The 10295-nt window shown below is 43.1% G+C and carries 9 protein-coding genes; 4 read left to right on the top strand and 5 right to left on the bottom strand.

Translation table 11 applies throughout. The annotated features are described in order from the left end of the window. Positions 1 to 702: 702 nt before the first annotated feature. A complete protein-coding gene (gene aroQ / locus IM507_RS17275) occupies positions 703 to 1158 on the top strand; it encodes a type II 3-dehydroquinate dehydratase (RefSeq protein ID WP_002734113.1) in 456 nt (151 codons plus the stop codon). Between the two features lie 24 nt (positions 1159 to 1182). On the opposite strand, the gene IM507_RS17270 is transcribed toward aroQ, so the two are convergent. The 4 genes from IM507_RS17270 to IM507_RS17255 form a co-directional block, all read right to left on the bottom strand. Then, complete coding sequence (locus tag IM507_RS17270; RefSeq protein ID WP_069475420.1) at positions 1183 to 2982, bottom strand: ABC transporter ATP-binding protein; 1800 nt, start codon at positions 2980 to 2982, stop codon at positions 1183 to 1185. A 40-nt stretch (positions 2983 to 3022) separates the two neighbouring features. Beyond that, a complete protein-coding gene (locus IM507_RS17265) occupies positions 3023 to 4099 on the bottom strand; it encodes a phosphotransacetylase family protein (RefSeq protein WP_002731691.1) in 1077 nt (358 codons plus the stop codon). Between the two features lie 37 nt (positions 4100 to 4136). Then, the gene (ebsA, locus tag IM507_RS17260; RefSeq protein ID WP_069475419.1) at positions 4137 to 4511 is read right to left on the bottom strand and encodes a type IV pilus biogenesis protein EbsA; all 375 of its coding nucleotides are present in this window, start codon (positions 4509 to 4511) and stop codon (positions 4137 to 4139) included. Positions 4512 to 4630: 119 nt separating this feature from the next. After that, the gene (locus IM507_RS17255) at positions 4631 to 5887 is read right to left on the bottom strand and encodes a GAF domain-containing sensor histidine kinase (RefSeq protein WP_069475418.1); all 1257 of its coding nucleotides are present in this window, start codon (positions 5885 to 5887) and stop codon (positions 4631 to 4633) included. 388 nt (positions 5888 to 6275) lie between these two features. Between IM507_RS17255 and IM507_RS17250 the strand changes: the two genes are divergently transcribed. Together IM507_RS17250 and IM507_RS17245 are read left to right on the top strand one after the other, a co-directional pair. Beyond that, entirely contained in the window at positions 6276 to 6596 is a 321-nt protein-coding gene (locus tag IM507_RS17250) for a DUF3155 domain-containing protein (RefSeq protein ID WP_002732265.1), read from the top strand. A 371-nt stretch (positions 6597 to 6967) separates the two neighbouring features. Further along, entirely contained in the window at positions 6968 to 7984 is a 1017-nt protein-coding gene (locus IM507_RS17245) for a type I glyceraldehyde-3-phosphate dehydrogenase (RefSeq protein ID WP_002731954.1), read from the top strand. An 88-nt stretch (positions 7985 to 8072) separates the two neighbouring features. Here IM507_RS17245 and IM507_RS17240 read toward each other — a convergent pair whose 3' ends face one another. Then, positions 8073 to 8849, bottom strand: a complete 777-nt coding sequence (locus tag IM507_RS17240) for an ABC transporter permease (protein ID WP_002734326.1) — start codon at positions 8847 to 8849, stop codon at positions 8073 to 8075. Between the two features lie 127 nt (positions 8850 to 8976). Between IM507_RS17240 and IM507_RS17235 the strand changes: the two genes are divergently transcribed. Then, entirely contained in the window at positions 8977 to 10089 is a 1113-nt protein-coding gene (locus IM507_RS17235) for a DegT/DnrJ/EryC1/StrS family aminotransferase (RefSeq protein ID WP_287637397.1), read from the top strand. Positions 10090 to 10295: the final 206 nt, after the last annotated feature.

The following is a 10295-nucleotide window of genomic DNA, read 5'->3' as shown; positions in this document are numbered from 1 at the left end:
GTCGTCATTGGGTAATCGGCAAAAGTCACGGCATTTAATCAGTTATCAGGATTCAGGAGTCGGGATTCAGGAGATTATTTTTATTTATTCTCCTCTCCCCTCTCTGGGCTCTTCTAGGTTCTGTGTGATAAGTTTAACTTATACCAATTCTCCAAAGTCTGACTACAGAAATTTAATCCCCCTAAATCCCCCTTAAAAAGGGTGACTTAAATTCGATGTGTAGTTTTCATTTAGAGAAATGGTATTACATATCAGGAAAGGCACTGCTGCAAGGGGAATGACTCTCAAATTATTACAGATGTATCAGCAGCTGCGTGTAAGCATCCCACCGAAAAACTAATGCGCTTCGGGGTTTGGGGGGTTCCACCCCCCAAAAGCTTGGATTGAGTGATAGAATCGCAAGCAATACTAAATCCGTTGAGTATGGGCTACATATCAGGAGAGGCACTCCTGCAAAACGGAGAATAAATAATCAGTTTTTATAGCGTTTCCTAAGCTAGTGAGGTACACCTGTTTTTCTTCCCCTTAGCCTTTTGCCTCTTGCATGAGTGCCTAAAACCCATAACTTTTGTACCTCAGCAGACTGAAAAACGCTATAATAACTGGATTTAGTCTGATTACCCTAACGGCAAAAATGCTGTTGATAGGCAATAATCCCTGATCGAGATAAGATTAATTCTGGTGATGATAGGGAAGACAGTGGTGAATAAACTAAGCATTCTGGTTTTACACGGACCGAATTTAAACCTATTGGGGAAAAGAGAGCCGAATCTCTACGGTAACATCAATTTAGAAGCGATTAACCAGTTTTTAAGTGAAGAAGCCACCCGTTTAGGGGTGAATTTAACCGCGCACCAGTCCAATCAGGAAGGGCAATTAGTGGACTGGATTCAGCAAGCATGGGGTCAGCATAACGGTATTTTGATTAATGCAGCAGCTTATACTCATACCAGTATCGCCATCCGCGACGCACTCTTAGGCACAAAAATCGCCTGTGTGGAAGTACACTTAAGCAATATTTACAAACGCGAGTCTTTTCGTCATCATTCCTACATTGCCGATATAGCCATCGGACAGATTAGCGGTTTTGGGGCCGAAAGTTATCGCTTAGGATTATGGGCATTAGTCGATTATTTGCAAAAGAATGGGAAAATTTAAGACAAATGCTGGAACTTCAGGCTTTTAAACCCAAATTTTCGATAAACTAGCGTAGAGGCCGTCTTTGGTTAATAAATCTTCATGGGTTCCCGATTCGACTAATTCCCCGCGTTTCAGGACAAGAATTCGATCGACATTGCGAATAGTGGAGAGACGATGGGCGATAATAATAGCAGTACGATCGACTAAAATCTGTTCTAAAGCTTCTTGAATTAATACTTCTGTCCCCACGTCTAAACTAGCAGTAGCTTCATCTAAAACTAAAATTTCAGGGTTACGAATAGCGACTCTCGCAAAAGCGAGTAATTGTTTTTGTCCTCCCGACAAATTTGCGCCCCGTTCGCGTAAAAGAGTATGATAACCATCCGGTAACTCCTCGATAAAGTGATCGATATTAGTTAATTTAGCCGCTGCCTTCACCTGCTCAAAATCATAATTTTCTCCTAAAGTAATATTGCGAGTCACATCTCCAGCAAAGAGAAAAGTTTCTTGGAGAATCACACCGATATAACGTCTTAATTCCGCTTGGGGAAGATAACGGATATCGATACCATCCACTAGAATTCTGCCCTTACTTGGTTCGTAAAGACGACAGAGAAGACGAATAATCGAACTTTTTCCCGCACCAGTGGGACCGACTAAAGCGACTTTTTCCCCCGGATTAATGGTAAAATTGAGACCTTTGATAATATATTCATCTGGTTTATAACCAAACCAAACATTTTCAAAAATAATCTCGCCAGTTTTAAGTTTTGCTGGGAAAGAAATCTCTTTATAATTGTTAGAATCAGTAATTTCAATGGGAATACTCATTAATTCCCCAATGCGTTCAATAGCAGTAAAACCCGATTGAAACATGGTAAATTTTTCGGCAAACTGACGCAGGGGATTAAAGAGACGTTGGGAGAATAAAATAAAAGCCGATAAAACCCCAAAATCAATGGTTTTTTGGAGAATAAAAATACCCCCTAACCATAATACTCCTGCCACGGCAATTAATCCGATCCATTCCAACGTAGCTGAGACGGCCGAATCATAAAAAATTGTTTTATCTAGGGAGCGACGATACTGAGTATTGATATTGCGAAACATTTCAGCGTTAAAGCGTTCGCGGCGAAATAATTGAACAATATTAACTCCGACTACATTTTCCTGTAATTGGGCATTAAGTTTTGATAATTGCTCGCGTACCTGATAGTTAGCCCTGCGATATTGTTTTTGAAAAAAGATAATTAAAGCAGTGACAGGAAATAACATCAACACCAACAATAGAGCTAATTGCCATTGCAGGGTAAACATGGTGAGGATAATAACTAAAATATTGACCAGATCACTGACAACTCCGATCGCCCCACTAGCAAAAACTTCTCCTAATGCTTCCACATCGCTGGTTAAACGAGTGACTAAACGTCCCACGGGAGAGCGATCAAAAAAACTAGAGGAAAGGGAAGTAACATGACTAAATAAATCTTCCCGGACATTAGCAGTAATTGACTGACCGACTTTCTGCACTAGATAACCTTGTGTTGTCCCTAAAATCAGTCGTAAAATAATCGAAACCGACAGGATAATAATTAGGGTATTAATGGCTGCTGTTAAGGGCATTTGAGACAAAAACCCCCAGGTTTGTTCCTTTTGCAAAAGGGAAACCGCTTGACCGATAATTAAGGGTTGGATCGCCCCCGTCAGAGATAGGGGAAAAAGAAGTATTAATGACCAAAATAGCAGAGCTTTTTGCTTTTTTGCGTAGGGAAGTAATCTTAATAATAAGCTCCAGTCATTTTCTTTGACCGGAGATGACACAGGGGAGGATGATAGACTCATGAAGTGATTTCCCATGAAATTCTGGGCAGCAGGGGAGAAATTACGCCCCTATTGTTAACTTTTCTAACAGGCGATCGATTTGGAAATGTTCCCCCATTAATTCGCGAATACAAGCGACTTTTACCTGTTCCTGTAAGCGAATTTTCCCGAAGGCCTGATCGACGATTTCCACGGTACTGAGAGTATCTAAATTTACCGAGAGAATCGGTACTTCTAAATCCTCGGCCCGTCCCAAAATTAGGGGATCTGGAGAGATAGAACCAGTTAAGATCAAACAGGTGGTAGAAGTTTCTAGGGCAGCTAACTGGAGGTCTGTGCGATCGCCGCCCGTGATCACGGCCATATTTTCCCCCTTGCGAAAATATTCTAAAGCGGCGTTGACATTCATCGCCCCGATCGCTAAACTTTCTACCATCCAATCTAAACGATCGGGACGACATAATACTTTGGCCCCCAAAAGATGGACAATTTCCCGAACACTAATACTACGCAATAATTTACTAGCAGGTAACAGTCCTAAAACTTCCACTCCTTGGCGGGACAAATAGGGTTTCAGGAGAGATTGTACTTCCTCCCAATCATCTTCCGGGATATCACTAATCACTACCCCCAGCAGCTGATTATTTAATTCCTCTCTTGCTTTCAGCAGACTCTCGGCAATTAGGGGAGAACTATAGCGGGCCACCAATAGGATTGGAGTCTGGAGAATTTTGGCCATCTCCCCCATCGATAACTGAAAAATACTGCCTTCCCAGAGAGTCCCCGGCCCTTCGAGGAGGATAATATCACTGTTAACTCGATCGAGATAACCAGCAAGAATATTGCCGTAGTTCTGTTGATCTACACCTTGTAAACGTTTAGCAACGGAATCCGCATCAGTATAGATCAGGGGTAAACGCAGCTGCTCGGGGGATAATTCTAATAATTGCCGAATAAATTCTACATCCTCATCGACCAATTGCCCATCGACGTAGCCCGGACAATTGCCCACTGGTTTGCCGTAACTTATCTCTAGTCCTTTTTGTCGCAAGAGATGCGCTAAACCGACGACAGTTCCCGATTTACCACTGAGGGGTTCCAGGGAAGAGATAAGTATAGATTTGGCTGATTTGGCCACGATTTGCTCCTTTTAACCCGTAAAATCCCGACTTTTATCATTCAAATTGCAGCAGTTTCCGATAAAATCCCTGCGAAAAGTCGGCCGAACCTAGCTGCTTAAAGGTTTTAATTGCACCGATGAGATATTCGATCAACTCGGCGTTAAGAATCGTCATCTCATAGCTTAGGTCGGCCTGTCCTTCAAATTGTAAACGACAACGGGTCAATTCCGAGGGCAATTTTGATACATACCAAGAGGCCACAAAGGGAATCCCTTCGCTATTTTCTATGGGACGACGACCTTCTAAAGATCCTCCTTGATACAAAGCGATCGCATAGGGCAAGATACTATGTTTGTCCTTGGCATAGTAGGGCATATATACTAACACATCAGCCTTATTAGCGGGTTCCAATTGTTCGATCATCGACATAATTAGTCAATTCTTTGCTTCACGGCCAAGTTACCAGTGACACTGATATTTTCTATATATTTTAACCGATCGCCCCCATAATCTCCCGATCAAGAAAATAGGCAGATTTTACGGCCAGATCAGCTTTCTTCACTGAGGTGATCATCGGCTATAACTGGCATACTAACCCGAAAAACCGTGCCGGGGTAAGGGGAACTTGTTGGATCGGGATTAGGACTGATAAATTCAATCGTCCCCCCCATGCTGGTAATTAATTCTTTGGCGATCGCTAAACCCAATCCCGTACCAGGTATATCTCCCCCTGCTTGCACTCCCCGGTAGTGACGTTGAAAAATTCTTTCTTGATCACTCCTCGCTATACCATAACCCGTGTCTTTAAAAACAATTTCTACACTATTCTTAACATTCTGCACCTCGACGGTGACTTTTCCGCCAGCAGGAGTATATTTGAGAGCATTATCAATTAAATTGCTGAATACTTCCCGCAAACCGGGGATATTGGCCCGAATAAGTGGTATGTCTTCCCCGTGAATCGTTTCTAGACTGAGATTTCTCTCTTTGGCTACAGCCTGGGCCGAAAGGAGCAGCGGATCGAGAATATCATGGAGATCGATCGGAGTTAGTTGGCTGCTGCCAGCAGGCAAGAGAAAGGTGGTGGGGGAAGATTGCGCTTGCAGGAGAGGAATATCGACGGTGGGGTAATTTTCGCTTTCTTGCTGAATTTGTGCCTCAAATTCGGCAATTAAGTCCCGAACTCGATCGCTTTCCCTCAATATACCGGTAATGGCAGGATCGTTACCTTCTTCGGCTAAAAGCCTTTTGAGTAGAAGTTTACCAAAGGTTTTTAAAGCGGTAAGGGGATTGCGGATTTGATGGAGAAAAGTATCGAGGCGCTGACGTTGCCATTGTCGATAATAACGTTCTTCTCCCAATTGGCGATCAAGTACACAGGCTAAAGCGAGGGTTTGGGTGATTTTTGCCATCTGGGTTAATTCCCAACTTTGCCAAGGTCGTTTTTCTCTGGTTGTCACCAATAATCCGATCATGCCCTCTTCATACATTAAGGGTAAAAACAAGCGATGACCGCTGACGGTCTCCTGATTACTCCAGAGGTGGGATAAATCTTCTAACTTAACCGCAGTTAACAAGTCAGCCGCCGGTTGCCCTGGTTGCAAGGAAAGCCGCTTTTTTTGGGGAGAAGGGGGATTAAAAGGCGGATAAACAACGACTGGAATTAAATTACTCGATAAAGGTTCAGTTAAATAAACCGCACTTCTGTCTGCTTCCATTTGCTCCCGCAAAAGTTCCATCTGTGTCTGACACAGGGCAATAAAATCATCACTCAGGGGAGTCCGGGAGGGGGAGGAGAAGGGCATACTAAGAAAGTAAAAAGTAAAAAATCAGAAAACCTTGATAAAGCTAGGGTTACGAGTTTTATTTCCCAGTTGACAGGGGAGAGAATGACTCTCTCCTTGGGTCGGGTGCAGCCAGTAAAAAGCAATTAGGATAAGGGTTTGGTCACTGTTTTCGGGGTGGATCACGGTATATATTAAAAAAAGTTTAAAAATAATAAGTTTTGTATCGGGATTTGGGGCTGTGTTTTTGTCAGAAAAACTTAAACATAGTCCCAGTCTAGCTTCCGGTCAAACTTGTCCGTAATTGGCTTTCTAAGGGACACTTGATTTCTCGATCTAGAAGGGATATAATCGCTACGGCTTTTGTAACTATCATTACAACGATTAGCCAAAACAGGAGGTAATTGGGTTGGCCAGAAAACGGAAACGTAAGAGTCGCCGTCGTCAAGAAGGACGTAAGATACTTGAACTTGTACCCCAGTATAGTATTGAAAGTGGCGAAGATAAACCCGTAACTGCGGCGCGTAAGTATATTCAAGCTATAGGCATTAGCCCACCAGCTTTATTGGTTGTTAAGCGTAACGAGCATACAACCGATCGCTATTTCTGGGCTGAAAAAGGACTGTTTGGAGCGCAATATGTGGAGGAAAACCACTTCCTTTTCCCAAGCTTGCGCGATCTGCAGCCCCAGCCTCAGCCCGTCAAAGCACCGGTAGCAGTTGCCAAATAACTCAAAGGACTATTAATCGTATCATGGAAAGTGAACTCGTTTACAGAAAAGTAAACGAGTTTTTTTTGAGGATAAGAGGAGCGGGGACCTTTAAGTGATCAGTAATCAGTAAACTGAAAACTCACATCTGATTACCGAAAAGGCGGACAGCTAAGGAGGGAATGGGGTTATGAGAATCTTTTAGGGGTTATTTAGGCTAATTTTGGCTTTAAATCGCTTTAATCAATTAAATTTTCTCATTTAAACCCGATAGGATTGCTGAGGTAATAAATTATTTTCGATCAGGATCGTAAAGTTCAACCTTTAAGGTATGATTGGGAACATTAATTATTTTTTTATGTATTGCACTAGAACGTAGAGGGCAAGCAGCAGTGATTAGAGTAGCGATCAATGGTTTCGGACGGATTGGACGTAATTTCCTAAGATGTTGGTTAGGACGGACTAATAGTGGCTTAGAAGTAGTGGGGATCAATGATACATCCGATCCCCGGAGTAACGCTCACCTGCTCAAGTATGACTCGATGTTAGGCAAACTTAACGCTAATATCGATGCCGATGATAATTCTTTAATTGTTAACGGTAAGACTATTAAATGTTATTCCGATCGCAATCCCCTCAATCTGCCCTGGGCAGAATGGGGTGTAGATTTAGTGATCGAAGCTACCGGTGTTTTCGTTGATGAAGAGGGCGCTTCTAAGCATATTGTCGCAGGAGCTAAAAAAGTCCTCATTACTGCACCGGGTAAAGGTTCGGGTGTGGGAACCTATGTCGTTGGTGTCAACGCTCACGAATACGAACACGATAAATACAATGTCATCAGCAATGCCAGTTGTACCACCAACTGTCTTGCTCCTGTCGTCAAAGTGATTCACGAAAACTTCGGCATCATCAAAGGGACGATGACCACCACCCACAGTTACACTGGTGATCAACGGATTCTGGATGCTAGTCACCGGGATCTGCGTCGCGCTCGCGCCGCCGCCGTTAACATCGTTCCCACCTCCACCGGTGCCGCTAAAGCTGTAGCCTTAGTTATCCCGGACATGAAAGGGAAACTTAACGGTATCGCTCTGCGTGTACCCACTCCTAACGTTTCTGTGGTGGATTTAGTGGCGCAAGTGGAAAAAAGCACGATCGCGGAACAGGTAAACGAAGTCCTCAAAGAAGCTTCGGAAAATTCTTTAAAAGGAATTCTCGAATATAATGATTTACCCCTCGTTTCCTCTGATTATCGCGGTGTTGATGCCTCCTCGATCATTGATGCTAGTCTCACCATGGTGATGGGTGGCGATATGGTGAAAGTTATCGCTTGGTACGATAACGAATGGGGTTACTCCCAACGGGTGGTTGATCTCGCTGAAGTCGTTGCCAGCAAGTGGAAAGGCTAAATCAGTGATCAGTCAACTGTAATCGGTGAACAGTGGGCGTTAATTAGGAGTCAGGAGTGGTTAGTGATAACTGACTAACTGATAACTGTTAACTGATAAGTGATAAATTCTCACCGAAAAAGCGCCGATAGATTCCCTCTGTCACCAATTGAGCGGTGATTAGGTTAGCTAGGGCAATCATAAACAGGATCAGTATCTGGTAGGAAGCGGCGTTTAAAGGTTCACTTCCTGCCAATACCTGTCCGGTGAACATTCCGGGTAAACTGACTAAACCCACCACCATCATCTGATTGAGGGTGGGTATTAAACTAGCTCGAATCGCTGCTTTTTGGTAAGATGCGATCGCTTGTTGAGGGGTTGCCCCTAAACAAAGATGGGTTTCGATTTCCAAACGGTGACTTTTAATGGCACTGCTTAATCTTTCCCCGGCTAAAGAGGCACTATTCATGGCATTGCCTAACACCATCCCCGTCAAGGGAATCAAGTATTGGGGTGAGTACCATTGTTCTGGTTGAATAATTAAAGCAATCGCATAACCTAAAGTTAGACAGCTACTAATCAATAAAGAGCCAAAAACTAGGGGTAATAAGCCTTTATCTCGGCTATCAATGCGATTTTTAGCAACAATAGTCGCGATAGTCATCATTACTGCCAAAATCCCCAGCACGGCTAGAGGATTATCCAGGGAAAAAATAAAGGCGATAACGTAGCCTACCACTAATAATTGCAGGATCGATCGACCGGTCGCCAATAATAATTGGCCCTCTAGAGCTAAATTTGACCAACGGGAGAGGATTAAACAAATACCCATCATCCCCAAAGCCCAACCCAAGTCCACCAGATTTAGTTCTACTAATCCATCCATAAAAATAAAAGAAACAAATTACAACAATACTTAATCTATAAATAGCAAGTTTATAATTATTTTTGACTAATTATTCCTTCTTTTCCCCAACAAATCCCGATTAGTCTCTAATTTTGAGTGAAAGCGCGTGAGTACAATTCCCCCCGTCGATTTATCCCGTCAATACCAAGTCATCAGCGAAGAAGCTAACCATGCCGTTTTAGAAATCCTCCGTTCTGGGCGCTATATTGGCGGTGAAGCTGTGAGCGAATTAGAACGACAATTTGCCCTCTATCATGGTGTTAGCGATTGTGTCGCCTGTAATTCGGGAACCGATGCCCTTTATCTGGCACTGCGCGCCCTTGGTATTCAAGCGGGGGATGAAGTAATTACTTCTACTTTTTCGTTTATTGCCACCGCCGAAGCGATTAATTTAGTCGGGGCAGTGCCGGTTTTTGTCGATATCGATATTAATACTTTTAACCTCGATGTGGCACTGTTGGAAAAAGCGCTTACTCCCCAGACTAAAGCGATTATCCCAGTACACCTTTTTGGGCAATCTGTCAATATGTCTGAGGTAGTAAATTTCGCTCGTTCCCATAATTTATTTGTAATCGAGGATTGCGCGCAGGCAACGGGAGCAGAATGGCATGGGCAGAAAGTGGGGAGTATCGGCGATATTGGCTGTTTTAGCTTCTTTCCCACCAAAAATTTAGGCGGTTGTGGCGATGGTGGCGCAATTACCACCAATAACCCCGAGTTAGCGGCACAAATTCGCATGGTTAAAGAACATGGGAGCAAGGTGCGTTATTTTCATGAGGTAATCGGTGTCAATAGCCGCTTAGATGCCATTCAAGCGGTTATTTTGCAAATTAAGCTAAAATATCTCGATTTTTGGAATAATCAACGGATCGAGATTGCCCAACGTTATCGGGAATTACTGCAACCTTTGCCTAATATCACTTTACCTACCGCTTTAGCCGGAGGTAAGCACGTTTGGAATCAGTACACAATCCTAACGGAAAATCGTGACCAAATTCGGGCAGCTTTGCAGGAAAAAGATGTCCTATCCATGGTTTATTATCCGATTCCCCTACATTTACAGCCGGTTTATCAGTATTTAGGCTATAAAAAAGGTGATTTACCCGTGGCTGAATTGGCCAGTGAAAAAGTGTTATCTTTACCTATGTTCCCCGATTTAAGCTGCGAGGAACAACAACAGGTAGCCTACGCGCTGAAAGATTGTTTGCATAGTTCCTAAGTTATCAGTGGGAATTATGAATTATGAATTATGAATTAAGTAGGTAGGTGTTAAAAATTGTCAGATGCCCCCCTTATTAAGCTATCCATTAGTCACATCTTTCTTAACATAAAATTTGACAAAAAGAGAAAAGTGTGCAAGATGGCTCAAGGGGGTTCTATGGGGGGACTAATTTGATGAGATAGTTTCCAAGTCTGGCTGATATC

It is taken from the genome of Microcystis sp. M20BS1, from assembly GCF_020245305.1.
Classification (GTDB): domain Bacteria; phylum Cyanobacteriota; class Cyanobacteriia; order Cyanobacteriales; family Microcystaceae; genus Microcystis; species Microcystis ichthyoblabe_A.
This window is presented reverse-complemented; position numbering and strand designations above follow the sequence as displayed.